This window comes from Anabaenopsis sp. NIES-4685, from assembly GCF_059725405.1.
This window is the reverse complement of record NZ_AP043602.1, coordinates 1,983,637-2,009,336: the sequence shown is the minus strand read 5'-3', so window position 1 is coordinate 2,009,336 and position 25,700 is coordinate 1,983,637. Positions and strand designations below refer to the sequence as shown.

At 41.2% G+C, this 25,700-nt stretch carries 20 protein-coding genes and 4 pseudogenes; 14 read left to right on the top strand and 10 right to left on the bottom strand.

The annotated features are described in order from the left end of the window. Positions 1 to 63: 63 nt before the first annotated feature. From AC6IZ0_RS08870 to AC6IZ0_RS08860, 3 genes are all read right to left on the bottom strand, one after another. Positions 64 to 1,500: a TldD/PmbA family protein gene (locus tag AC6IZ0_RS08870; RefSeq protein WP_497725815.1), complete on the bottom strand. Its 1,437-nt coding sequence runs from the start codon at positions 1,498 to 1,500 to the stop codon at positions 64 to 66. A 117-nt stretch (positions 1,501 to 1,617) separates the two neighbouring features. Continuing rightward, complete coding sequence (gene tnpA / locus AC6IZ0_RS08865; RefSeq protein WP_271732785.1) at positions 1,618 to 2,013, bottom strand: IS200/IS605 family transposase; 396 nt, start codon at positions 2,011 to 2,013, stop codon at positions 1,618 to 1,620. 367 nt (positions 2,014 to 2,380) lie between these two features. Next, positions 2,381 to 3,529, bottom strand: a complete 1,149-nt coding sequence (locus AC6IZ0_RS08860; protein WP_497725814.1) for an AI-2E family transporter — start codon at positions 3,527 to 3,529, stop codon at positions 2,381 to 2,383. A 206-nt stretch (positions 3,530 to 3,735) separates the two neighbouring features. Between AC6IZ0_RS08860 and AC6IZ0_RS08855 the strand changes: the two are divergent. Further along, a pseudogene (locus tag AC6IZ0_RS08855) lies at positions 3,736 to 4,760 on the top strand (CobW family GTP-binding protein). Positions 4,761 to 4,795: 35 nt separating this feature from the next. Here AC6IZ0_RS08855 and AC6IZ0_RS08850 read toward each other — a convergent pair. Further along, a pseudogene (locus AC6IZ0_RS08850) lies at positions 4,796 to 6,328 on the bottom strand (SagB/ThcOx family dehydrogenase). 131 nt (positions 6,329 to 6,459) lie between these two features. On the opposite strand from AC6IZ0_RS08850, the gene AC6IZ0_RS08845 reads away from it, so the two are divergent. The 9 genes and pseudogenes from AC6IZ0_RS08845 to AC6IZ0_RS08805 form a co-directional block, all read left to right on the top strand. Beyond that, positions 6,460 to 7,080, top strand: coding sequence for an alpha/beta hydrolase (locus AC6IZ0_RS08845; RefSeq protein ID WP_497725813.1), 621 nt, complete (start codon positions 6,460 to 6,462; stop codon positions 7,078 to 7,080). A gap of 179 nt (positions 7,081 to 7,259) precedes the next feature. After that, on the top strand, positions 7,260 to 7,472 hold the full coding sequence (gene isiD, locus AC6IZ0_RS08840; RefSeq protein WP_271732779.1) for a protein IsiD: 213 nt from the start codon (positions 7,260 to 7,262) through the stop codon (positions 7,470 to 7,472). 45 nt (positions 7,473 to 7,517) lie between these two features. Further along, positions 7,518 to 8,771, top strand: coding sequence for a bifunctional phosphopantothenoylcysteine decarboxylase/phosphopantothenate--cysteine ligase CoaBC (coaBC, locus tag AC6IZ0_RS08835; RefSeq protein ID WP_497725812.1), 1,254 nt, complete (start codon positions 7,518 to 7,520; stop codon positions 8,769 to 8,771). A gap of 111 nt (positions 8,772 to 8,882) precedes the next feature. Further along, complete coding sequence (locus AC6IZ0_RS08830) at positions 8,883 to 10,370, top strand: site-2 protease family protein (protein WP_497725811.1); 1,488 nt, start codon at positions 8,883 to 8,885, stop codon at positions 10,368 to 10,370. A 278-nt stretch (positions 10,371 to 10,648) separates the two neighbouring features. Then, positions 10,649 to 11,548, top strand: coding sequence for an Rpn family recombination-promoting nuclease/putative transposase (locus tag AC6IZ0_RS08825; protein WP_497725810.1), 900 nt, complete (start codon positions 10,649 to 10,651; stop codon positions 11,546 to 11,548). Between the two features lie 219 nt (positions 11,549 to 11,767). Further along, positions 11,768 to 12,730, top strand: coding sequence for an Rpn family recombination-promoting nuclease/putative transposase (locus AC6IZ0_RS08820; RefSeq protein ID WP_497726026.1), 963 nt, complete (start codon positions 11,768 to 11,770; stop codon positions 12,728 to 12,730). A 145-nt stretch (positions 12,731 to 12,875) separates the two neighbouring features. Further along, the gene (locus AC6IZ0_RS08815) at positions 12,876 to 13,823 is read left to right on the top strand and encodes an Rpn family recombination-promoting nuclease/putative transposase (RefSeq protein WP_497725809.1); all 948 of its coding nucleotides are present in this window, start codon (positions 12,876 to 12,878) and stop codon (positions 13,821 to 13,823) included. Between the two features lie 158 nt (positions 13,824 to 13,981). Beyond that, positions 13,982 to 14,920 carry an Rpn family recombination-promoting nuclease/putative transposase gene (locus AC6IZ0_RS08810; RefSeq protein ID WP_497726025.1) on the top strand — a complete coding sequence of 313 codons (939 nt, stop codon included), beginning with the start codon at positions 13,982 to 13,984 and terminating at the stop codon, positions 14,918 to 14,920. A 335-nt stretch (positions 14,921 to 15,255) separates the two neighbouring features. Then, positions 15,256 to 15,372, top strand: a pseudogene (locus AC6IZ0_RS08805) (flagellar assembly protein H); the annotation flags it as partial. Between the two features lie 13 nt (positions 15,373 to 15,385). Here the strand turns inward: AC6IZ0_RS08805 and AC6IZ0_RS08800 are convergent. From AC6IZ0_RS08800 to AC6IZ0_RS08790, 3 genes and pseudogenes are all read right to left on the bottom strand, one after another. Then, a pseudogene (locus tag AC6IZ0_RS08800) lies at positions 15,386 to 16,497 on the bottom strand (IS630 family transposase). 137 nt (positions 16,498 to 16,634) lie between these two features. Continuing rightward, positions 16,635 to 16,913, bottom strand: coding sequence for a hypothetical protein (locus AC6IZ0_RS08795; protein ID WP_271734754.1), 279 nt, complete (start codon positions 16,911 to 16,913; stop codon positions 16,635 to 16,637). A gap of 85 nt (positions 16,914 to 16,998) precedes the next feature. Continuing rightward, a complete protein-coding gene (locus AC6IZ0_RS08790) occupies positions 16,999 to 18,057 on the bottom strand; it encodes a class I SAM-dependent methyltransferase (protein ID WP_497725808.1) in 1,059 nt (352 codons plus the stop codon). 218 nt (positions 18,058 to 18,275) lie between these two features. On the opposite strand from AC6IZ0_RS08790, the gene gifA reads away from it, so the two are divergent. Continuing rightward, a complete protein-coding gene (gifA, locus tag AC6IZ0_RS08785; RefSeq protein WP_497725807.1) occupies positions 18,276 to 18,476 on the top strand; it encodes a glutamine synthetase inactivation factor IF7A in 201 nt (66 codons plus the stop codon). 101 nt (positions 18,477 to 18,577) lie between these two features. On the opposite strand, the gene glnA is transcribed toward gifA, so the two are convergent. Then, the gene (gene glnA, locus AC6IZ0_RS08780; RefSeq protein WP_271734756.1) at positions 18,578 to 19,993 is read right to left on the bottom strand and encodes a type I glutamate--ammonia ligase; all 1,416 of its coding nucleotides are present in this window, start codon (positions 19,991 to 19,993) and stop codon (positions 18,578 to 18,580) included. 364 nt (positions 19,994 to 20,357) lie between these two features. Between glnA and apcB the strand changes: the two genes are divergently transcribed. Both apcB and AC6IZ0_RS08770 read left to right on the top strand, forming a co-directional pair. Next, positions 20,358 to 20,867 (top strand): allophycocyanin subunit beta, encoded by a 510-nt coding sequence (gene apcB / locus AC6IZ0_RS08775; protein WP_271734757.1) that lies wholly within the window; start codon positions 20,358 to 20,360, stop codon positions 20,865 to 20,867. 124 nt (positions 20,868 to 20,991) lie between these two features. Then, positions 20,992 to 21,807, top strand: a complete 816-nt coding sequence (locus tag AC6IZ0_RS08770) for a TlyA family RNA methyltransferase (protein WP_271734758.1) — start codon at positions 20,992 to 20,994, stop codon at positions 21,805 to 21,807. Here the strand turns inward: AC6IZ0_RS08770 and AC6IZ0_RS08765 are convergent. Both AC6IZ0_RS08765 and AC6IZ0_RS08760 read right to left on the bottom strand, forming a co-directional pair. Beyond that, on the bottom strand, positions 21,804 to 22,076 hold the full coding sequence (locus AC6IZ0_RS08765; protein WP_271734759.1) for a Calvin cycle protein CP12: 273 nt from the start codon (positions 22,074 to 22,076) through the stop codon (positions 21,804 to 21,806). The genes AC6IZ0_RS08770 and AC6IZ0_RS08765 overlap by 4 nt on opposite strands. Positions 22,077 to 22,356: 280 nt before the next feature. Continuing rightward, on the bottom strand, positions 22,357 to 23,724 hold the full coding sequence (locus AC6IZ0_RS08760) for a GTP-binding protein (protein ID WP_497725806.1): 1,368 nt from the start codon (positions 23,722 to 23,724) through the stop codon (positions 22,357 to 22,359). Positions 23,725 to 24,281: 557 nt separating this feature from the next. Here AC6IZ0_RS08760 and AC6IZ0_RS08755 point away from each other — a divergent pair. Further along, positions 24,282 to 25,700 carry a SulP family inorganic anion transporter gene (locus AC6IZ0_RS08755; protein WP_497726024.1) on the top strand — a complete coding sequence of 473 codons (1,419 nt, stop codon included), beginning with the start codon at positions 24,282 to 24,284 and terminating at the stop codon, positions 25,698 to 25,700.

Below are 25,700 nucleotides of genomic sequence, written 5' to 3'. Positions count from 1 at the left end.
GGGATGAGGGGGGTTTGATATAGCAAAAGTTGCAGGATACTTGTGGGTGGGGTAAGCAGTTGTTTAACCACCGCCAAAAACCTCCACATTAGCAAACACACACAGGGGTGAACCATGTCCTACCCAAATGGCTTGATTAGGTTCACCTTTACCACACATGGCGGTACCATACATTTCCCAGGTGTCAGCATTGCCTATGTGGGTGAGACTGTGCCAAAATTCCGGGGTAGTGGCTCTATAGTTGGGGTTGCGTAGGGTTTTGGTGAGTTGACCGTTTTCAATTAATTTGGCATATTCACAACCAAATTGGAATTTATAACGGCGATCGTCTATTGACCAGGAGCGATTGGATTCCATGTAAATTCCGTGTTCTATACCGCTGATGATTTCTGCTGTGGTTTGGTTCCCTGGTTCTAGGTTTAAGTTAGCCATGCGGTCTATGGGGGGACGGTTCCAGGAACAAGCACGAGCGCAAGCTACACCGGGTATATTGGCTCTAGCTTGGCTTTCTAAGCTACCTAGTCCCCTTTGTAGTACGCCTTGTTTAATTACATATTCTTTTGTGGCTACTGCGCCTGTATCATCAAATCCGTAGCTAGCAAATTCCCCGGGTACGGTGGGGTCAAAGGTGATGTTCATTAGGGGTGAACCGTATTCTAGGTTACCAAAGTCACTGGGTTTGACGAAGCTACCCCCGGCGTAGTTGCGTTCGTCTCCTAAAATGCGGTCAATTTCTAGGGGATGTCCGACGCTTTCGTGAATTTGCAGCATCATTTGGTCAGGTGCTAAAAGTAGGTTGGTGCGGGTGTTGGGACATTCTGTGGCGGTTAGCAGTTCTACTGCTTGCTCGCCAATTTGCTGCACTCGCTGCCATAATTGCTCTTGTTTTAATAGCTCCCATCCGCCTTGATAGCAGTGTGCTTGCCAACCATTATTACTGCGTTGTTGGACTATTTTACCATCTTGGGCGATCGCCCCATAATGGGTTCCTAGGGAGACAATTTTTTGATATACTTGGGAAGCGTTACTGCTGACAAACCAAGTTTCTCTTTCCGTAGTGGTGGCGCTGGCTGAGGTTTGAACAATTTTGTCATTAACTTTTAACCCCTGACATATACGCACCAAGAAATTATTGATTTCTCCAGGACACAAACTATTTAAGGGTTCCAGGTAGGGTGAGTTATATTCCCCCACTACTTTAGGGCGTTGATTGGCGTTAAAGGGATATATCCACCATTTGCTTGCTGCTAGTGCTTGTTGATATGCTGTATGGGCTGCTGATTGTAGTGATGGTAATTCTAGAGAGGTTGTGGCTGCATAACCTAGACAGCCATTAACTAAAACTTCTAGCATAGCTCCCATGGTGGAAGTTTTACCGTTGATTTGGGGTAACCCATCCCGCACATGACGGGTGGATGCGTTTGTCTTGACGACTCTAATTCCAATCCAATCAGCTGCAATGTTGAGATTAGCGATCGCTTGTGTAAGTTTAGACCACATATTGATAGGAAATTATGAATAGGTTAATTAGTAATTAATTCTTTATACTATAAAATTAAAATGGCTAAACCCCAAACTCCCGCACCAAACTATACAGCTGCGGGAATAGGTTGATTTTTAATGGCCATTTTGGCTGTCATCGGCAACAAATGCAGTGCTGACTTTGCCAGTGGTATCAAATATATAAGAAGGTCTCCACAAGTTGGGTAGTCTGCGTAGCTCTGGAAATTCCCGCCGCAGAATTCTACAAGAACGACCTTGAAAGGCTTTTACTACTTGAGCAATAGAGTGATGGTGGTCATACTCCACTTGTAAATAAACTTGATCTGGCGCGATTTCTAGAGCTTTAATCATCCATTTTTTATCATCAGCAACAGTCTGAAATACTTTGATACACTGTTGCTTAAGAAGTGCGCTCTCGGCAAATATTCTTTCATGTCCGTAGGTCATCCAGATCAAGTGAACACTGACTAAACCAATGGCATCACTGTAATGATTGTATAGAGGTTGCATTGAGATGTCTATTCTTTTTCGGCAAGGAAAATGGTATCATATTTACACTATGCCTAAGGTATAACTTAACAAAAACCTCACATTGTCTATAGCATTTCCCATGCTCGTGAGGTACAATTTTTTTTTAGTTTGAGGGAACAGGGAACAGGGAACAGGGAACAGGGAATAGGGAATAGGGAATAGGGAATAGGGAATAGGGAATAGGGAATAGGGAACAGGGAACAGGGAACAGGGAACAGGGAATAGGGAATAGGGAATAGGGAATAGGGAATAGGGAACAGGGAATAGGGAATAGGGAATAGGGAATTGGTCTGTACTTCATGAGCCTGAAAAAGGCTATATATCAAGGTGAAATCTAAAATTTCCATTAACTTTCCGCCGTGGGAGAGACAGCATCGGATGTAATACTTGTCTGTGAATTTGATTGATTATCTGAAGTTACAGATAAGTTGCAAACAGCAGATTTTTCTTCACTTAATAACTTCGGCTGTAAATAAAGATTCTCTACCAGTACACCTACACCCGCTACCCAAGGGGGGACAATTACAGCGCCAATAATTCCTAAAACTTGCGTTCCTCCCAGTACAGCTAAAAGTTGATATAAAGGACCCACTCGCACAGAAGAACCCACTAGCAGGGGGTCAAGAACATAAGTTTCTACGTTTTGAATAATCACAAATAACAGCAATACCCACAGAAAAGTTAAACCACTTTGGGGAATGGCGACAATTAAAGCCGGAATTGCTCCTAAGACTGAACCGACAAAGGGAATTAAGTTAGTAAAACCCGCAATTACACCGAGAGCTAAGGCAAATTCTGATAGTCCTAAAATCCTCAATCCCACGGTAATCACAACACCGAGAATGGCAGAAACTAAGACTCTTCCTTGAATATATCCTCCCATGCGGCGAGCAATCGGGATAACTTGCGCCCTTAGACGTTCGTCCCAAGGTTGGGGAAACAGACTCACCAGACCTTTAATTAAGTTTTTACTTCCAGCTACCATATAAGCAGATATGACCAGGGACAAAATTAGATTTACTACTCCCCCAATAAAGCCACGAGTAAAGCCAAAGGAACGTACAAGTAGCTGTTGACTCGAACGCAGTAACCAGTTAGCTACTGACTGGAGGTCAAAAAATTCTTCCACTGACTCTATTTGAGTAATTCCCAGTCGCAGGGCGAGATTTTCCGCAGCATTCCACAAATTATCTAAATACATCGGTAGTTTACTAGCTAGTCGCTGAATCTGTTCCGAAACCGATGGCCCAATGATTAAGCCTGCGCCAATTAATCCAGAAATTAAGCTAACATAGACGATAATTACCCCTAGCCAACGGGGAAGACGTATTTTTTCCGCGGCGTTGACTAAGGGGGCGATCGCAGAGGCTAAGACTACGGAAATCATTAAAATTACTAATAAGCTCCGTAATTGCCACAGGAGGACGACGACGAAAAAGGTGGCAACAATGAGGAAAAGGTCAGATAAGGAAATAGACTTACGCTGTTCAGACATATTTGATTATGTAGTCATTAGTGATGAGAAAATTCCATAGATGGCGGTGGAATTTTGTGATCATCATCGGTAATAATGGGGTAAAACAGCTGCCATGACTGTTGTGTATTCCCATGCTAGTACGTCAGGGGAGAAATCTACCATTTTTTCCTACCTAGGCACTTCTGAGGAATTAACATGATTTTTTGATATTTGATTACATCTCTATGGAAACATTAGTTACTGCCGAATTGACAAAAATGGATGCACCAAAGCAAGGAATACCAGTGACAATTATTACTGGTTTTCTTGGTAGTGGCAAGACGACTTTATTAAATCATATTCTCGGTAATCAACAGGGTTTAAAAACTGCGGTTTTAGTCAATGAATTTGGGGAAATCGCTATTGATAATGAGTTGATTGTCTCTACGGAAGAGAATATGATTGCCCTGAGCAATGGTTGTATTTGCTGTACTATTAATAATGATTTGGTAGATGCGGTTTACCAAGTTTTAGAACGCCAAGATAATTTAGATTATTTGGTGGTGGAAACCACGGGACTAGCTGACCCGTTACCAGTTGCTTTAACTTTTCTGGGTACGGAGTTACGAGATTTAACCCGTCTGGACTCAATTATTACGGTGGTAGATGCAGCTAACTACAGCTTGGATTTATTTAACGCTGAGGCGGCATATAGTCAAATTGCCTATGGTGATATCATTATCCTGAATAAAGCCGATTTAGTTGATGAGGCGGCTTTGAGGGATTTGGAACGGAAAATCAATGATGTTAAAGAAGGTGCGAGAATTATCCGCACGGTGCGATCGCAAGTTCCCTGGGTTTAATTCTCAGTGTGGGTTTGTTTACCTCTGACAAGTATTTTCAGGAAGTGGATGACCATGACCACTCAAAGTGTGACCACGACCATGATCACCATCACCATTCCCACCATTTAGAAAATGACGGTTTCAGTTCTGTTTCTTTCCAAGCTGACCAGGCTTTTAGTATTAGAAAATTTCAGTATTTCCTAGATAACCAATTACCGACAAATATTTTCCGAGCTAAAGGAATTATCTGGTTTGAAGAAAGTCCTAACCGTCATATTTTCCACCTTTGTGGTAAACGCTTTACTTTAAATGATGATGAATGGAAAGGTACACCGAAAACCCAGTTAGTACTAATTGGTCAAAATTTGGATGGGGAAGCTTTGATTTCTCAGTTAGAAAACTGCATTTCTGAACAGGAGAAATAAGAAGCAGATCACAGGGGTGGGTTTTCGGTGCTTTTTTACCTTGGTCTTCCTATGGTGGTGACATATATCACCGCTTCATCTGCGGGAATGCCTAAAATCTCATTAACTTGGTCGTCAAAGAAGCCACCGATACCACTAACGCCTACACTCAAATGGGTAGCGGCTAAATTTAGTCTTTGTCCTAAATGTCCAGCATCCATGTGTAAATAACGGTAAACGCGATCGCCATATTGAGCGATCGCGGATTTAAGATCAGCCGTATGGAACAGGACTACCGCAGCATCGCGGCCTAAATCTTGTCCCAAGCAGAGAAAGTGTAACTCTCGGCGAAAGTTTTTGAAGCGAATTTGTCGTAATTCTTGGGCTTTGGGGGCGTAATAATAACAACCAGACTCTAAACCATTCACCCCACTAACGGCAATAAATGTTTCAATCAGGTTGGTATCAAAGTAATCCGGAGAACTATCTAAACCTTGGTGGAGGTAATTTTGGGGTTGATAGGTGAAATCAAGTAAACTTTTGAGTTCATCCAAGGTTAAATCATCACCACTGTAGGCCCGGGTAGAACGTCGCTTATACATGGTTGTTTCTAAACCTGACAGCTTTGCTCCCCAATTAATGGGAGTAGTAGCGGTGGGAACTTTCAGACAGAAAGGAAAATTGTATTTATCTTCTAAAAGATTCTCTGACTTAGGGGAGGGTAAATAAGTCTGATGAGTTGCATCTGGGGTAATTTGGGTGCGAGAGTGAAAATATTTGAGTAATTCACCATCGGGGATGGGGGGATAATTGGTTTCACTGGTGGAGGGTAAAGCTGTACATCCTGGTGGTAAATTTTCCTCAATATCTAATAAATCTGCCAAGGCTAGAATAGCTAAGGCTCCCTCTTGTTCCGAGTCAATATACAATAGGTCATTGACCGCTTCATCCACAAAGCCACCAATTAAGTGGGGGCGATAGTCATTCATGGCTGCTGCTAGCTCAATATTGCCCAGCAAGTGTCCTGTATCTAAAAAAATGCGGCGGTAGGCTCTATCCTCATATCGCCAGGTTCAACGATAAAAAACCCCGGTGATGATTATTGCTAATTGGGTATTTTGCATAGCTGGATGGTCAAAACAAGCTGACTGCAAAGCTGTCCAGACATCACTTTCCCAATAATGCATCAGAGAGTGATCCCGACATTGGTAGTTATATAATCCCGGTGGTAATAACCCCGTCCCACGGGAAACTAGATAAACTTCCGCCGGATATAACCCCCCCGCACTGGGAGCGGCTCGTAAGTATACTGCACTACCCATGGAAGGCATTCTGGCTGTGAGTCCATAACTGCGAAACAGTAACCGCGAAAGTCTCCGCCACCACTGAGCATCGGGGTTATCAGCCAATGTCTGTGCTGTTTCTTGAATATAGGGCTTGAGGTCGAAGGTGGTACCAATTTTGTATTCTTTAAAGGGTACTGGTTGTTTAGCCCAGTCTAACCCTTGAGATTTAGAGGCTAGGGTTTCAGGATCGTATTTAGTCCGTTCGTGGTAGTGTTGAGCAATGGATTCGCGTAGTTCTGGCATATTAATTTCAATACTCTTGGCTGGTTTATTTTGATCTTGGCATTCATCAGCCCGATTGTTTCGTGTTAATTCGTACAAAGTTTAAACTTACCTCAGGTTAAAACCTGCCTAGCTGCCATATAATAAAACTAATGTCTTTACAGTTTATTTCTCTTCCCCGTTCCACACCTCAACCACCCACAGGTTTAATTGTCTGTTTACATGGTTGGGGTGCTAATGCTGAAGATATTGCATCTTTAGCACCATTTTTTAAGTTACCTGATTACCAGTTTGTTTTTCCTAATGCACCGTTTCCTTTTCCCAACTCTTCTACTGGGAGGGCTTGGTATGACCTGAGAATGGAAAATATGTATGCAGGTTTACCCGAAAGTCGGGAATTATTAATGGGTTGGTTGCAATCTTTGGAGAGTATTACTGGTGTACCTTTGTCCCAGACTATTTTGTGTGGTTTTTCTCAGGGTGGGGCTATGACTTTGGATCTGGGGTTAAAATTGCCCTTAGGGGGGTTAGTGGTGATGAGTGGATATTTACATCCTGATTTGGTAACCACGACTAAAGCTGATTTGACCCCATGTTTAATTATGCATGGTAGGTATGATCAGGTTGTGCCACTGGCGGCCGCTGTCAAAGCACGGGAGTTTATGGAGTCCCTGGGGGTGGGGGTGCAGTACCATGAGTTTGATGTGGGTCATGAAATTCAGCCCCAGATGTTAGATGTGCTACGCAATTTTGTGGTTAATGTGATTGGGTAGTCTGGGGTACAATTTTTTTCCGCACTATGGTAAAAAAATTGGAATTTTTTCGGAAATATGGCCTCTCTAATGAGTAAGATAGATTGGGTGGCAGCGTCACAGCTAAAACTCAAGTCATGCTGGGTCTCCACGTTACGGAGGTTGTGGTAAGAATTCTGCATAAGGGAGGGGCAAGCATTGTGAAAACTTTAACCATTTCTCAGAAAAACATTTCTGCTATGACTACTACAGATGTGCAAGAGTTGGCTAATCGTCTGGAAGTAGATAATTACGGCAATGCCTTTGAGGGTTTAAATGATTGGCATCTGTTGCGTGCGATCGCCTTTCAGCGTCCTGAGTTGGTTGAACCCTATATCTACCTCTTGGATTTAGAAGCCTACGACGAAGCATAATGGTTTCATAATTAGGAGTTATGTAATAACTCCTAATTTTTGACCATGCTCTATCTCCAGTCCCAAACTCGAAACCGCAAAAAAAGGGTCATCATTGCTGTAGGTGGTGGGATCGCCGCCTACAAGGTCTGTGAATTGGTTTCCAGCTTGTTTAAAACTGGGGTGGAAGTCCGGGTAATTCTTACCCAAGCTGCACAACAATTTATCACCCCTTTAACTTTGGCTACCCTCTCTCGCCATTGTGCATACACAGATGATGATTTTTGGCAAGCAAATCACTCCCGACCTTTGCATATTGATTTGGGAGAATGGGCAGATTTGTTGGTAATTGCCCCTCTGACGGCTCATACTTTGGCTAAGTTGGCTTGTGGTCTGGCTGACAATTTACTCACAAATACTGTGCTGGCTTCTAGTTGTCCGGTGTTGTTAGCACCAGCCATGAATACCGATATGTGGGCCCAGGTGGCGGTGCTGCGCAATTGGCAACGGTTATTGACAGATACCAGGTATCATGGTATGTTTGTCGGTTCGGGTCTGTTGGCTTGCGATCGCATTGGATCCGGGAGAATGGCAGAACCGCAGGAAATTTTAACTCATATCCAATCTCTGTTATACAGTGGTGGTAAGCGAGATTTACAAGGGCAGAATGTCTTAATTAGTGCCGGGGGAACTAGAGAATATCTTGACCCGGTGCGGTTTATTGGTAACCCCTCTACGGGTAAAATGGGGCTAGCTTTAGCACAAGCAGCTATGCACCGAGGCGCAAAGGTAACCTTGGTACATGGACCTGCTAGTTGGGAAGTACCCTTAGGGGTGGAAGCTATACCCGTGGTAAGTGCAGAGTCTATGGGTGCGGCGATGAAATCTCACCTACAGGATGCTAATATAATTATTATGTCCGCAGCGGTGGCAGATGTCAAGCCTAAAGATTATAGTACACAGAAGTTACCTAAGCGATCGCTCCCCAGTTCTTTACCCTTAGAACCAGTACCAGATATAATTGCCCAGTTAGCCCAACTTAAACAACCATCACAGCTATTAGTCGGGTTTGCAGCACAGACCGGGGATATAATCACCCCAGCGCGGGCGAAGTTGCAGTATAAAAATTTAGATGTGATTGTTGCTAACCCCATTGATCAACCTGAGAGCGGTTTTGCTAGTGACGATAATCAGGCGGTTTTTTTAGATCAACAAGGAAATCAGGTAGAAATTCCCCTAGTTTCTAAGTTACAAATGGCTCATTGTTTGTTTGATTTTTTGGGGTTATTTCACCCAGAGGCGCTGAAGCGCAAACAATGAGAGTCAGATTAGGAAAAGTTGTTATTTTTCGGTCTCTTCGGCATTTTCCTTATAATGTCTGTAACACCTGACTAGTTCAGGCTAATTTTTTTTACAGTGAAGGGTTTGCAAATGTTTACTGTGTCAGAGATTCCCATTGTGGGGATAATTTTATTAATTGCTGTGGGTATTTTAGGTTGGGGCTTTTATCGCGCTAGACCCTTTGGGAAACTGGGAATCTTAGCCTGGTTACAGTCCGTCGTGTTGATGGTTCCCTGGTTACTGTTTTTTGGTTTGTTTGCCGCGGGCATTGATATTAATATAGCTGGTATATTGATTTTAGTAGTCAGCTCTGCGGCGTTATATATCTTTTTAGGTAGACAGTTACGCGCTGCTGGACAAGATGCAATCATTAAACAACAGGCCACCGAAAGGTTAGCTGGGGATTCTGCACCTACAGGAGAAAATACCCCCCAAGTGGTATTAGCAGAACTGAAAATTGAAGCTGTACCAATTCCGGAGGAAGATTTAAGCGCTATTCGCTCTATTTTTGGTATTGATACCTTTTTTACCACAGAAACCATCTCTTATCAAGAAGGGGCAATATTTAAAGGTAATCTGCGCGGAGAACCGGAAGCAGTTCACAAAGCCCTAACCGCCAGTTTACAAGCCAAATTAGGGGATAAATATCGGCTGTTTTTAGTGGATGGTACAGAGGGTAAACCGGTAGTAATTATTTTACCTAGCCGTAATGATCCCCGTCCGATGTCATTACAACAAAAGTTCTTTGCAGTCATTCTCTTGGTCGCAACTATCGCCACCAGCTTGGAAGCAGCGGGGTTGTTGCTGAATTTTGACTTTTTTACCAATCCCGGACGCTTTACAGAGGCTTTACCCATTGCTGCGGGGATATTTGCAATTTTAGCAACTCATGAAATCGGTCATTGGTTAGTAGCTCGTCGTCACCAAGTCCGCTTGAGCTGGCCTTTCTTTTTACCAGCTGTGCAAATAGGTTCCTTTGGTGCAATTACTCGCTTTGAGTCTCTGTTACCTAGTCGTAAGGTACTATTTGATATTGCTTTGGCTGGTCCTGCTGCTGGTGGTATTCTCTCCTTATTAATGTTAATTAGTGGTTTGCTACTTTCCCACCCTGGTAGTTTATTTCAATTACCTAATCAGTTTTTCCAGGGTTCTATTTTGGTGGGTGGTTTGGCGCGGGTGGTTCTGGGTTCGGCTTTACAATCATCTACGGTTAGTGTCCATCCCCTGGTAGTGATTGGTTGGCTAGGATTAGTAGTTACAGCTTTGAATTTAATGCCAGCTGGACAATTAGACGGTGGGCGGATTGTCCAAGCAATTTATGGCCGCAAAACCGCAGGACGCGCAACTACAGCCACTTTAATTCTACTGGGTCTGATTTCTTTAGGCAATCCCCTGGCTATTTACTGGGCGGTAGTGATTTTCTTGTTACAAAGAGATTTGGAACGCCCGACTTTAAATGAAATCACCGAACCAGATGATACCAGAGCCGCTTTAGGTTTATTAGCACTGTTTTTAATGATTACTACTCTGTTACCTTTGACTCCCGGTGTGGCCGGAAGATTAGGGATTGGCGGTTAATTAAGGGGAGGGGACTTGATTTTATTGTTTCCCCCCTGACAAGGGGGGATTAAGGGGGGGTAAAAATGTCATGATTAGTGTATCAAATATTGTTTGACCCCATCCAGTTCCCATCCCCTCACCTCAGCAACCACAATTACACAAATCACCATGACAGCAACAAGCTAATTTTTTTTAGGTTTATTTCACGTAAACAAACCCAACACAGGCGGGATTTTATCCCCTGGTGCTATTGAACCCAACCTGTAATTTCATGAAATCAAATATGATAACCGCCAATGATAGACCACGATAGACTATTTAAAGAATTAATCCAAACCTTCTTTTGGGAATTTATCGAACTGTTTTTACCAGAAGTATTAGAGTATGTAGAAACAGACACCCTCACATTCTTACCAGAAGAAATATTTACCGATGTCACCTCTGGAGACAAAAGAAAAATAGATTTATTAGCACAAGTAAAATGGGAAAAACAAGACAGTTACTTTCTCATTCACCTAGAAAATCAAGCCTATAATCAAAAAGAATTTGAACGGCGAATGTTCCATTACTTCGCCCGGTTAGATGCTAAATATTTACTTCCCATATTTCCTATAGTTATCTTCTCATACGACGAACCAAAACGCCCAGAAAAAAGCCAATATACCGTTAACTTTCCCAACCGAAAAATACTGGAATTTAACTACTTTACCATTCAACTAAATAACCTCAAATGGCGCAACTTTTTAAACCAACCCAACCCCGTAGCAGCTGCATTAATGACCAAAATGGACTTTCAGCCACAAGAAAGGGTGAGAGTTAAACTAGAATGCTTGAGAATGTTAGTCACATTACAATTAAATCCTGCTAAAATAGAACTAATTTCTGGTTTTATTGACACCTATCTCAGGTTAAACACAGCGGAAGAAGAAGAATTAAACACCGAGTTAAAACAAGCCAACTTAGTTGAAGAGGAACAAATTATGGAAATTGTTACCAGTTGGATGGAAAAAGGTATTGAACAGGGAGAACAAAAAATTATTAGAAGACAACTAAACCGGCGATTTAACAATATTACACCCACATTGGAAAGCCAAATTAATAGCTTATCTTCAGAACAATTAGAAAACCTAGCAGATGTAATTTTTGACCTGCAATCTCTAGCAGATTTAACTAACTGGTTAGAACAACAAAAGTAAAGTATGGCGGTTATTTGATAATTTTCATCTTAGGGAACACACCGAACACACCGAACACACCGAACACACCGAACACACCGAACACACCGAACACACCGACCACACAAAAAACAATAAAATCCAGTTCCCTCCCCTGACAAGGGGAGGGTTAGGGTGGGGTGAAAGAATATTTGGTACACTAATCATCACTTACTAAACATCCTCTCATGATAGACCACGATAGACTATTTACACGATAGACTATTTAAAGAATTAATCCAAACCTTCTTTTGGGAATTTATCGAACTGTTTTTACCAGAAGTATTAGAGTATGTAGAAACAGACACCCTCACATTCTTACCAGAAGAAATATTTACCGATGTCACCTCTGGAGACAAAAGAAAAATAGATTTATTAGCACAAGTAAAATGGGAAAAACAAGACAGTTACTTTCTCATTCACCTAGAAAATCAAGCCTATAATCAGAAAGAATTTGAACGGCGAATGTTCCATTACTTCGCTCGGTTAGATGCTAAATACTTACTCCCCATATTTCCTATAGTTATCTTCTCATACGACGAACCAAAACGCCCAGAAAAAAGCCAATATACCGTTAACTTTCCCAACCGAAAAATACTGGAATTTAACTACTTTACCATTCAACTAAATAACCTCAAATGGCGCAACTTTTTAAACCAACCCAACCCCGTAGCAGCTGCATTAATGACCAAAATGGACTTTCAGCCACAAGAAAGGGTGAGAGTTAAACTAGAATGCTTGAGAATGTTAGTCACATTACAATTAAATCCTGGTAAAATAGAACTAATTTCTGGTTTTATTGACACCTATCTCAGGTTAAACACAGCGGAAGAAGAAGAATTAAACACCGAGTTAAAACAAACCAACTTAGTTGAAGAGGAACAAATTATGGAAATTGTTACCAGTTGGATGGAAAAGGGAATTGAGAAGGGAATTAAACAAGGTATTGAACAAGGAATTGAACAAGGAATTGAACAAGGAATTGAACAAGGAGAACAGAAAATTATTAAAAGACAAGTAAAACGGCGATTTAACAATATTACTCCCACATTGGAAAGTCAAATTAATAGCTTATCTTCAGCACAATTAGAAAACCTAGCAGATGTAATTTTTGACCTGCAATCTCTAGCAGATTTAACCAACTGGTTAGAACAACAAAAGTAAACTATAGCGGTTATTTGATAATTTTCATCTTAGGGAACACACCGAACAGACAATAAAATCCAGTTCCCTCCCCTTGTCAGGGGAGGGTTAGGGTGGGGTGAAAGAATATTTGGTACACTAATCATCACTTACTAAACATCCTCTCATGATAGACCACGATAGACTATTTAAAGAATTAATCCAAACCTTCTTTTGGGAATTTATCGAACTGTTTTTACCAGAAGTATTAGAGTATGTAGAAACAGACACCCTCACATTCTTACCAGAAGAAATATTTACCGATGTCACCTCTGGAGACAAAAGAAAAATAGATTTATTAGCACAAGTAAAATGGGAAAAACAAGACAGTTACTTTCTCATTCACCTAGAAAATCAAGCCTATAATCAGAAAGAATTTGAACGGCGAATGTTCCATTACTTCGCTCGGTTAGATGCTAAATATTTACTTCCCATATTTCCTATAGTTATCTTCTCATACGACGAACCAAAACGCCCAGAAAAAAGCCAATATACCGTTAACTTTCCCAACCGAAAAATACTGGAATTTAACTACTTTACCATTCAGCTAAATAACCTCAAATGGCGCAACTTTTTAAACCAACCCAACCCCGTAGCAGCTGCATTAATGACCAAAATGGACTTTCAGCCACAAGAAAGGGTGAGAGTTAAACTAGAATGCTTGAGAATGTTAGTCACATTACAATTAAATCCTGCTAAAATAGAACTAATTTCTGGTTTTATTGACACCTATCTCAGGTTAAACACAGCGGAAGAAGAAGAATTAAACACCGAGTTAAAACAAGCCAACTTAGTTGAAGAGGAACAAATTATGGAAATTGTTACCAGTTGGATGGAAAAGGGAATTGAGAAGGGAATTAAACAAGGAATTAAACAAGGAATTGAACAAGGAATTGAACAAGGAGAACAAAAAATTATTAGAAGACAAGTAAAACGGCGATTTAACAATATTACACCCACACTGGAAAGCCAAATTAATAGCTTATCTTCAGAACAATTAGAAAACCTAGCAGATGTAATTTTTGACCTGCAATCTCTAGCAGATTTAACTAACTGGTTAGAACAACAAAAGTAAAGTATGGCGGTTATTTGATAATTTTCATCTTAGGGAACACACCGAACAGACAATAAAATCCAGTCCCCTCCCCTGACAAGGGGAGGGTTAGGGTGGGGTGAAAGAATATTTGGTACACTAATCATCACTTACTAAACATCCTCTCATGATAGACCACGATAGACTATTTACACGATAGACTATTTAAAGAATTAATCCAAACCTTCTTTTGGGAATTTATCGAACTGTTTTTACCAGAAGTATTAGAGTATGTAGAAACAGACACCCTCACATTCTTACCAGAAGAAATATTTACCGATGTCACCTCTGGAGACAAAAGAAAAATAGATTTATTAGCACAAGTAAAATGGGAAAAACAAGACAGTTACTTTCTCATTCACCTAGAAAATCAAGCCTATAATCAAAAAGAATTTGAACGGCGAATGTTCCATTACTTCGCTCGGTTAGATGCTAAATATTTACTTCCCATATTTCCTATAGTTATCTTCTCATACGACGAACCAAAACGCCCAGAAAAAAGCCAATATACCGTTAACTTTCCCAACCGAAAAATACTGGAATTTAACTACTTTACCATTCAGCTAAATAACCTCAAATGGCGCAACTTTTTAAACCAACCCAACCCCGTAGCAGCTGCATTAATGACCAAAATGGACTTTCAGCCACAAGAAAGGGTGAGAGTTAAACTAGAATGCTTGAGAATGTTAGTCACATTACAATTAAATCCTGCTAAAATAGAACTAATTTCTGGTTTTATTGACACCTATCTCAGATTAAACACAGCGGAAGAACAAGAATTAAACACCGAATTAAAACAAGCCAACTTAGTTGAAGAGGAACAAATTATGGAAATTGTTACCAGTTGGATGGAAAAGGGAATTGAGAAGGGAATTAAACAAGGAATTGAACAAGGAATTGAACAAGGAGAACAAAAAATTATTAGAAGACAAGTAAAACGGCGATTTAACAATATTACTCCCACATTGGAAAGCCAAATTAATAGCTTATCTTCAGAACAATTAGAAAACCTAGCAGATGTAATTTTTGACCTGCAATCTCTAGCAGATTTAACTAACTGGTTAGAACAACAAAAGTAAAGTATGGCGGTTATTTGATAATTTTTATCTTAGGGAACACACCGAACACACAAAAAACAATAAAATCCAGTCCCCTCCCCTGACAAGGACAAGACAAGGTGGACAAGGTGGACAAGGTGACCACCGGAGAAAAACAGTACAAAGTCTGTATTCTTAGTAAGAAAAATAGCCCCTTAAAAGACCATTTTCCGGATAAAATCTTCCTTGTCCACTTTCCTTCCTTGTCTTCGGTGGTCTTGCGTTCACAGATCATATTAAAAACCTACCCTTGTAAGCAAGGGGGAGGGGTCAAACAATATTTGGTACACTAATCATAACTTGACAAACATCCGCCAATGATAGACCACGATAGACTATTTAAAGAATTGATCCAAACCTTCTTTTGGGAATTTATCGAACTGTTTTTACCAGAAGTATTAGAGTATGTAGAAACAGACACCCTCACCTTTTTAAGCTGTTGTGCAGCTAAATCGAATAAACAGCATTACCTTTATTTTTAACTTTGCGCTCCCATTTAATAATAAGACCTCCTTCGTTTAGCAATTTAGTTAATAATTCTTCTAACTGTTCTACCGATTCAAATAATCTGTGAGCTATATATTCTTTCGCCGAATGCCATACCAGTTCAATTAAATTATAATCTGGACTATAAGGTGGTAAAAATTCTAGAATAATATTTGGCATTTCGGCTTCAATCCGAGCTAAAATATCTTTTCTTTTTTTTAACTAGCATTGTCAAGAATAATAACTATTTTAGCCGAATTATCAGGAAAATTTTCCGGCTTATTTCCTGCTTCTATCCATTCCTGTCTTAAAAAATGATTCAGAGATTTCAACTGCTCATAAAACACATCTGCATTTCCCTGTTTAATCACAAAGTTTATTCTTTTTTTGTCATGATAACGCAACCCTCCCATAATGTTCACTCTTCCCCTTCTCCTTTGTCCTGTCACCTCTTTTCTCTTACCTTTCTTTCCCCATGTTTTTCTTCTTATCACTCTTAAACTAAATCCACTCTCATCCCAAAACCATACCTGTAAAAGCTCAGGGGTTGATTTCGTTATTTTTAAATATTCGGCTAATTTTTCTTTAAATAACTTACGCTTCTCTGGATTTTGTTTATCCTCTAGGCTGTACTTTGCCCAAAGGTAAACGTACTTTTTTCTCTCTAAAATTCTCCTTACTTGCGAACTACTTAACTTTATTCCTGTCTCTATTTCTAGATATGTCGCTAGTCTGGCTGATGTCCATCTGCCAAATTCATATCCACATTCATCAGGGTTTTTCTCAATTACTTCCAACAATAAATTCTCATATTCTTTTGTTACTTTACGGAAGTTACCTTCTCTTCTTCCATCTAAAAAACTTTCTATTTTATCCGGATCACCATGCACTGCCCAATATGCTACTGTTGTATATGCTATGTCTAAAAAATCACTTATTTCTTGGTAAGTTTTCCCATCATTCATCAACAATAATATTAGTATTTTTTCTCTTACATAAGGATTATCTTCCTCTTTTAGGTGTTTTAATAGCTTTTCTCTTTGCTCTTGAGACAGATGGTTTCTTGCTGGCATACTTCAGAAGCGATCGCTTAGTTACTTAATTCTTTATTATATAATCTAGCTGCACAATAGCTTACTATAAACTGCGTAACTATGCCCTAGATTTTCTCTTTAACAGATTTGCTCACGATGATGTGGGTTAATTTTGTTCAAAGTTGTGTTTCTGATTGTTGCACCTGTTCACCAGGACTAGGGAAGGAAACTGGATCAAGGGATGGACTAGGGGAATTTAACTGCGGTTGTTGCGATGACGCTTCCATATTGCTATCACTGAAGTAGGAGCCAACAATCTTGTCATAGTTAGAAGCAACTGCTAAAAATACGCCACCTAAAATATAAATGGGTAGGGGAAGGTTGAATTTTTTTAACCAGTCAAACAGTTCTGCTACAGCAAATAACAATAAAAAACAAGCCAGCCAAACCCTCATTTTTCTCTCCCCTGTGTGCAACTGTATTTTTAGGGTGAGGGCAAATACTCACCCTGATTTATTGGTTAAATATATCACGTTGTTTTTAAGCCGGTTTATGAGCAATAAAATACTTGCTCATGAAGTGTACCTGGGTGGAAATATTCTCAAAACCAGCTTGCTCTAAACGTGCTACTAGGTCATCATGTGTATAATCCCGATAGTAAGGTTCATGAAACAGTAGGGGGAAAGATTCCATGTTTACAGCAAATTCAGGTGAGTCACTGATTTGAATGGAATCACAAATGACAAACACTCCCCCGGGTTTTGTGACTCGGAAACATTGTTCAATCACTGTTTGACGCACTTTTGCTGGTAACTCATGGAAGAGGAAGACGGAAGTTACCCCATGGAAGTAGTTGTTTAAGTAGGGTAACTCTTCAGCGTTAGCTTGTAAGAGTTGGGGTAACTCTCCAGGAATTTCCGAGAGTTGTTGATTGGTTTTGCGTAAATATGCTGGTGATAAGTCCACACCATACAAGGATGCTTGAGGTAGAGACCCCCGGAGCATCCTTAATGTTCTTCCAGTCCCACAAGCTACGTCTAAAACACGTATTTGTTTTGCTGGTAGGGAATTAAAGGCTTTTAACCCCTGCTTTAAAGGGGACAGTATCCGCCGTCGCATGGGGTCAGCTGTGCCACTAAACAGGATTTCTACCTGTAAATCATATAGGTTGGCGGAATTGTCGCTTAAATAGCCGTTGGTTTGGTTATGGAAGTTCTGCACATAGTAGCTGGGATAACCATCTGTTTCTATTTCTGGGGAAAATTCTTGATGTTTTTTTTGTGCAGACCGCTCCCAGATTTGCGGTAGCTCTAGGCATACCATGGGATAGTAACGGAAAAAATCCGACCATGGTTGGTCAAATAGCAGGCTTTCGGGATATACTCCTTTTTCTGTATCTTGCCAATCTGTTTCTAGTAACTGATTTATTCTTTGCTGTAGTTTGAATAAAACCTCCTCAGTCATGGGTTTCCCCCTTTGTCCTAGGGTGGGATGAATCAGATTCATCAGCCTTGAACTTAAAGTTTTGTGAATTACACCAAAATAAGTTTTACCTTGTTGAAAGGCTTGATAACTCAGCTTAGTTAAAGTCTCAGACATGAAAATACTCGGGTATTGAAGGGGATTTATTACTTTTCTCAATTATATGTAAAAAATTGTAACGAACAAAACTCTCTGTGTGAGATCATGGCTAACTGGACAAAATATAAATTTTTGTAAATAAAATCCTATTCTGTAACCAAAGTTACAGAATTATTGTTAATATAGTGGAGTAGTAAATGACCATTGATTACGAGAACCATAAGGGGGACTGTGTTATGTCTATTCAAGATAGAAGTCGGATGTTGGCTATGCGTCAATATCAACAAGTGAAAAACCGTCAGCAGTCGATGCTAATGCGTGCTGCACAAGAACTCGGTCTTCCTGAAGAATTATCGGAGTACTGGAGCCCCATTCAAGGGAAAATTGACCCCACCGTGCGCCTGATTTATGAGAGTAGCCATGCTGCTATGAGCTAGTTGTGAATATGATTAAAGTTGCTGTCTACCAAATTTTTGACTGTGATTAGTAAAAAAAAGCCACCCCAGCAGGGTGGCTAAATGTTCACTGCTAAATTAAGTTAGCAGTCGTAATAGAGGTAAAACTCATAGGGGTGAGGACGTAGCTGCATCTGCTTAACGTCATTAGCTAGTTTGTAGTCAATCCAGTTTTGGATGAAGTCTTCTGAGAAAACGCCTGTTTCTGTCAAGAAAGCATGATCATTTTCTAATGCTTCCAATGCTAATTCTAGGGAACCCGGAGTTGAAGGAACTTTCGCCAGTTCTTCTGGAGAGAGTTCATAGATGTTTTTATCTAAGGGTTCACCGGGATGAATTTTGTTTTTGATACCATCTATACCAGCGCAGAGCATGGCTGCAAATGCTAGGTAGGGGTTAGAAGTAGCATCAGGACAACGGAATTCTAAGCGCTTGGCTTTGGGGTTGTCGCCAGCTAAAGGAATCCGTACGGAGGCTGAACGGTTACCTTGAGAGTAAGCTAGGTTAACTGGTGCTTCATAACCAGGTACTAGGCGCTTGTAAGAATTAGTTGTGGGGTTGGTGATGGCTAAAAGTGCGGGTGCGTGCTTGAGAATACCACCAATGTAGTACAGTCCCATTTCACTCAAACCAGCATACTTGTCACCAGCAAATAGGGGTTTGCCATCTTTCCAAATGGACTGGTGACAGTGCATACCAGAACCATTATCGCCAAAAATTGGCTTGGGCATAAAGGTTATGGTTTTGCCGTATTTCTTGGCAACATTCTTGATGACGTATTTATAAGTCATCAACCAGTCAGCTGCTTGTATTAGTGTACCAAAGCGGAAACCTAGTTCGCACTGACCACCGGTGGCGACTTCGTGGTGTTGTTTCTCAATGGGTACGCCACAATCTCTCATGGTCAGTAGCATTTCGGTACGGATGTCTTGGAAGCTATCCGCGGGTGATACTGGGAAGTAACCTTCTTTGAAGCGTGTTTTGTAACCCAAGTTGGGGCTTTCTTTTCTCCCAGTATTCCAAGCACCTTCTACTGAGTCTACATGGTAGTAGCCTTCATGGGCGTTTTGGTCAAAACGGACATCATCAAAGATAAAGAATTCTGCTTCAGGCCCAAAGAATGCTGTATCACCAAGTCCGGTAGAAACTAAGTAGTCGATCGCCTTTTGAGCAATCACACGGGGACAACGGTTGTACCATTCCCCTGTCCGCGGTTCTTTAATACTACAAACTATACTTAATGTTGGCTCTGTCATGAAGGGGTCGATCCAAGCTGTGTTGGAGTCGAGTACCATCATCATGTCTGATTCGTTGATGCTTTTCCAACCCCGAATGCTGGAACCGTCAAAGGGTACGCCATCTGAGAAGGAACTTTCATCGATTTGGTCATGGTACATAGTTAAATGTTGCCAAGTACCTAGTGTATCGATGAATTTCAGATCAATCATCTGAATTTTTTGGTCTTGAATCATCTTCAAGACTTCTTGTGGGGTTGTCATTTTTACTCCTTCTCTACCAATTTCCTAAAGTAAAACTAGAATCTTCCAAAGCATCCTCACCCAGATGATCTGAATTAAGTTGTTGATGACACACTTGGAATATCATAAATCCTGGACATTAAAGAATTTTGTATTTTTTGTTACAGCTTCTCTGGATTACAGGTTATATTAACCTTTTCCGGAACATCTGCACAAAACTTAAACTTCATCTCATCAGGGGTCAACTTTGGCATAAAATCCTTAATTAGCGGGTAATCTGTTTTTGTGCGGCATTTTATTTTAATTAGAATGGCACAAAAATTTACCGGTGCATGACTGCAACCAAATTAATATCAAAAGATAGCATTTATTGGGAGAAGAAAGAATGCGTGATGCAGTAACAACCTTGATTAAGAATTATGACGTTGCTGGAAGGTATTTTGACCGGAATGCGATCGACAGTTTAAAATCTTACTTTGAAAGTGGTACGGCACGGGTACAAGCTGCTGCTGCGATTAACTCTAATGCGGCGGCCTTGGTTAAACAAGCTGGTTCTAAGTTGTTTGAAGAACAACCAGAGTTGATTCGTCCCGGCGGAAATGCTTATACAACCCGTCGTTATGCGGCTTGTCTGCGGGATATGGATTATTATCTGCGCTATGCTACTTATGCCCTGGTTGCAGGTAACATGAATGTTTTAGATGAGCGGGTACTCCAAGGACTACGGGAAACTTATAATTCTTTGGGTGTACCTATTAGCCCTACGGTTTTTGGTATCCAGATTCTCAAGGGTTTGGTTAAGGAACAAGTTGCAGCTGCTGGTATTGCTGATACTAGCTTTGTTGATGAACCTTTTGATTATATGACTCGTGAGTTGAGCGAGCAGGATGTTTAGAAATTAATTTTTGAATCAGGGATAATATAACCACCGCACTTTGGCTTTTTTGACAAGGTGCGTTTATTGTTTTTAATGTGACACGAGAATCCAAATTTACAATGATTTAGGAGAGTTAATTTAATTGGTAAAGCAGCGACTTGATACGCTATTAGTAGAGTTAAATTTATGTAGTTCCCGCGCTTTAGCACAGCGCTTAATTCAAGCAGGGGAAGTAACGGTTAATCAGCAGATGGTAGATAAACCAGGGACGGAGGTTGATACTACTGCGGAAATTAAGGTAAAACAGCGATCGCGTTTTGTGTCTCGCGGTGGGGAAAAACTGGCTAAAGCTTTAGAATTATTTACAATCCCCGTGGAGGGTCGCATCTGTTTAGATGGGGGTATTTCTACCGGTGGTTTTACTGATTGTTTACTCCAAGCTGGGGCGAAAAAAGTTTACGGTATAGATGTGGGTTATGGTCAAGTTGACTGGGGTTTAAGAAATGACCCGCGGGTGATATTAAAAGAACGTACTAATTTACGTCATCTTACACCCGCAGAGTTATATACTGATGAGCAAATACCTGATCTGGCGGTGGTGGATGTATCGTTTATCTCCCTAACCAAGGTTTTACCAGCTTTGTGGAAATTAACCCAATGTCCCCGGGATGTAGTATTACTAGTTAAGCCACAGTTCGAGGTGGGAAAATCCCGTGTAGGTAAAAAGGGTGTTGTCAGGAACCCTGATGACCAAGCTGATGCTGTTTTCCAGGTGTTACAAGTGGGTTCTCAATTGGGATGGAAGTATCAGGGCTTAACTTGGTCGCCTATTACCGGCCCAGCTGGTAATATTGAGTATCTTCTCTGGTTAGGAATGGATGGGGAAACACCACCGCCTGATTTAGATATAATTCAGCAAATGACAAAATCAGCCATGGTAGATTTTCGGAGAGTTTAAACGTCGTAAATAAGACACTCTAGTGCGTCTGGATGTTTTTCACAGTAGGTTTCTAGAGCAGTTTTGCGGTGTCGTTGAGCTTGTTGCTGATGGGCTTTTTCTGCTTGTAGTTCTTCGACGATATCCCACGCTACAGCACAGCTGGCGGAATTGTCTCCTTGAGTTTCGCAGGTTTGACGAGCTTCCACAATAGATTCTAGGATAGCTTCATCTAGGGTTTTATTGCCGGAGTTAACAGCAGATTGAACAGCTTCTAGGGATGTTGTCATGATATTTTCACCTTGATTGATGAATATTGACTGTTAGCTTTATAGGACTTCAAAAGCTTATATTTCTAGTGTAGATAAGCTGATGAAAATGGTTTGGTAGTGAATCCCCGTCTGGAGGTAAAAAGCCAAAAATATCAAAAGAAATTTTGACGATGGCTCTAGTTTTTTTGCCTTCGTTTTTATTTCTGTTGTTTCCTCAATTTTGCACCCAAAATTCTCAAGTCAAGAATCACCGATAGCGTAGGGTGGCGTAAGCCATACTTTTAGGTGGGTGAGTATGTCAATATTTTGTTGCTAGTTCTTGTTGTAGGCGGTAGAGAATTGTATTGTGGTCAACCTGAGATAGAATTTCTTCAATTACTGTGCTAGCTCCTAATTCTCCCCAAGTACAACCTTTTTCTAAGTAGACTTGAGCGGCTTTACCTACTGTGTATGCACCATAACCCGCAATACCAGATTGAGCGATCGCAGTTCCAGCATAAGCTGTAATATTGAGGGGATTTTCACCACTAGCGATCGCCGCTGTGGTTTTACCTAAACCCACCATCATACTACTGGCGATTTCTCCTAACAGCAACCCACCGGAACTTAAGAAAATGGTCTTTAAGATTTTGCTGGCTTCGTAGCTAGTCATGGGTAAGCCATACAACCTTGCTAGAGAACGAATTAAAACTAAATCAGCGATCGCACCACAGATAACATCCAAAACTGGTACAGGATTTAATCCTACTGCCAAAGCCTTATATTTAGTGAATTTCCAAATAATATCTTCAGCTTCTTGGTTGCGGAATTCCATAGTTTTTTCAGCCATGGTTGCTGATGCATCCCGAGCTTGAATCAGTGCATTTAGAGCTAGAAGCGATCGCCCTTCCCGATTGAGAATAGATAAAATTGTCTGTTGTAGTTCCTCCACCAGGGGGGGTGGTGTTTCCCACTCATAGGTCACCCGACCATCTGGCCATTCTACCCGCACTTCTAGGGGTGCTGGTTCCGCGGCCACCATAACAATTTCATCTGGTAGTAAAGGCGGTGCTTGGGGGTATCCTGCGCCTAGCTGTTGCAAATTGTGATAGATTGCTGTGCGGTCTGTTTCTGGATATAAATCTATTTTATTAAATACTAAAATCAGGGGTTTTTGTGCTTGTCTTAGCTCTAACAATGCGCGATACTCAAGGCGCGTAATATCACCTGAAACCACAAACAAAATTAAATCAGCTTGTTTGCTTACTTCTCGCGCCATTGTTTCCCGTGCTTCCCCCGCAATTTCATTGATTCCAGGCGTATCAATTAACTCAACTAATACCTTACCTCCCGGTTGCCAACGCACAGAACGCGGCCACTGAGTTACACCGTTGATCGGTCCTGTTTGCAGGATTTTCGCCCCCAGTAAAGCGTTTAATACTGCTGACTTACCCCGACTCACCAAACCAAAGGCTGCAATTCTAATCACATTCGAGTCTAGTTTGCTCAGGGTAGAGTTTAAGGTTTCTAATTCTGGTTTGAGCAACCCCAGTAATTCTGGGTGGGAGCTAAACTTTCCCGACTGGCGATAGCTTCCGTGGCGTAGCCCTAGATGTCCATACCAAGATAGTGCTTGTCTAAGACTAGCACGGGCGCGGTTTAAGTGAGTTTCTTGGAGATTACGCACAAGGTAAGCTTAGGTATGGGAAATGGGGGCAAAAAGCTAGATTCTATCTACCATTTTACCATTGAAAATAGGGAGAGATTGAAAATAGGTTAATGATATTTTTATTGTAAATTTTAACAACACCATGATATGGTGAGAGCAAATAAATCAAAGTCCTTTCCATTGTTCAGTAGTCAGCAGGTCGGAGTAATCTCCCAGCTCCAATCTCTACAGCTACGCCACGCAAGCTATCGGTAGCCTTAAATATCTGGCATTGTCCACCCTAAAATTTAGCTTTAGCCTTTGGGTAATTAGAAGTATTTCAAGCTAGTTACAGCAGAAAACCAAAGTAACTGTAATTCCTTTTGGATGTAGGACTCAATGAATTAAGCCTGGAGATTTGGCTTTTTGTGAGTTGATCTGAGCTATTTACCAGGTCAGGATTCCCCCACAGAGGTAGATTAGTGGGAGTGCGCCAAAATACTGGTAATTTTTTGATATGAATAACAACCCTAGGAGGAAATTTGAAGGTATCAATTTTGCGGCGAGAGTGGTTTTCTAACACTCGGCAGGATATCATGGCGGGAGCCGTTGTAGGACTAGCTTTGATTCCACAAGCGATCGCTGTTTCCATTATCGCCGGGGTTGATCCTAAAGTGGGGCTTTACACCTCATTTATTATTGCCGTGATCACCGCCTTTTTAGGAGGTAGACCGGGGTCAATTTCCGCGGCCACAGGTGCAATGGCGCTATTAATGATTGATTTAGTCAAAGATCATGGCTTACAGTATTTATTCGCCGCCACCCTCTTAACCGGGGTGTTTCAAGTTGTGTTTGGCGTGCTCAAACTGGGTCGCCAAATGAAATTTGTACCCAGAGCGGTAATGATTGGCTATATTAACGCCTTAGCGGTGTTAATTTTCCTGGCCCAGTTACCCCAACTCACCAACGTTCCCCCCACAGTATATATATTAACCCTCCTGTCTTTGGTAATTATTTACATTTTACCCCGCTTTACCAAAGCAGTACCCTCCCCCTTAGTAGCTTTAGCAGTGATGACGATCGCCGCCATGGCGCTAAAACTAGAAGTTCCCACAGTGGGGGATATGGGAGAACTACCCAAGAGTTTACCCTTGTTTGCTTTACCCCAAGTCCCCTGGAACCTGGAAACCTTAAAGATTATTTTGCCCTATTCCCTCACCTTAGCGATCGTGGGTTTATTAGCTTCCTTCCTGACTGCTGCTTTAGTGGATGAACTCACAGATACACCCAGCGATAAAAACCAAGAAGCTAAAGGACAAGGTATTGCTAATATCGTCACTGCCTTCTTTGGCGGCATGGCAGGATGTGGGATGATTGGACAATCGGTAATTAATGTCCAGTCTGGTGGTAGGGGGAGACTCTCCACCCTTGCGGCCGGAGTTTTCCTATTAATTGCTATTTTATTTTTACAGGATTGGGTCAGACAAATGCCCATGGCTGCATTGGTAGCCGTAATGATTATGGTGTCTATTGGTACGTTTCGCTGGTCATCCTTTCAGAATATTCGCCGCATCCCCACCACGGAAACTGCGGTCATGTTAACCACAATGTTTGTGACTATTTTTACCCGAAACTTTGCCCTGGGGGTAGTTACCGGTATCGTCATGAGTACTTTATTCTTCTCTAACAAAATTGCTCAGTTAGTGTTTGTGGATAAAGTGCTGAGTGAGGACGGTTCCCATTGCACATATAAGGTAGCTGGTCAAATTTTCTTTTTATCACGAGATGAATTTCTCGCTGCTTTTGATTTTACCGAACTAGTGGAGCGGGTGACTATTGATCTGACTCATGCTCACCTGTGGGACCAAGGAGCAGTGGAGGTACTTGATAGAGCAGTGCTGAAATTTCGCCGTAATGGTGCAGATGTGGAAGTCCTAGGACTAAATGAAGCTAGTGCAACCTTGCTGAATAAATTGGCTATGTATCCTAAAGCCGATGGTTTGAACAAACAATAG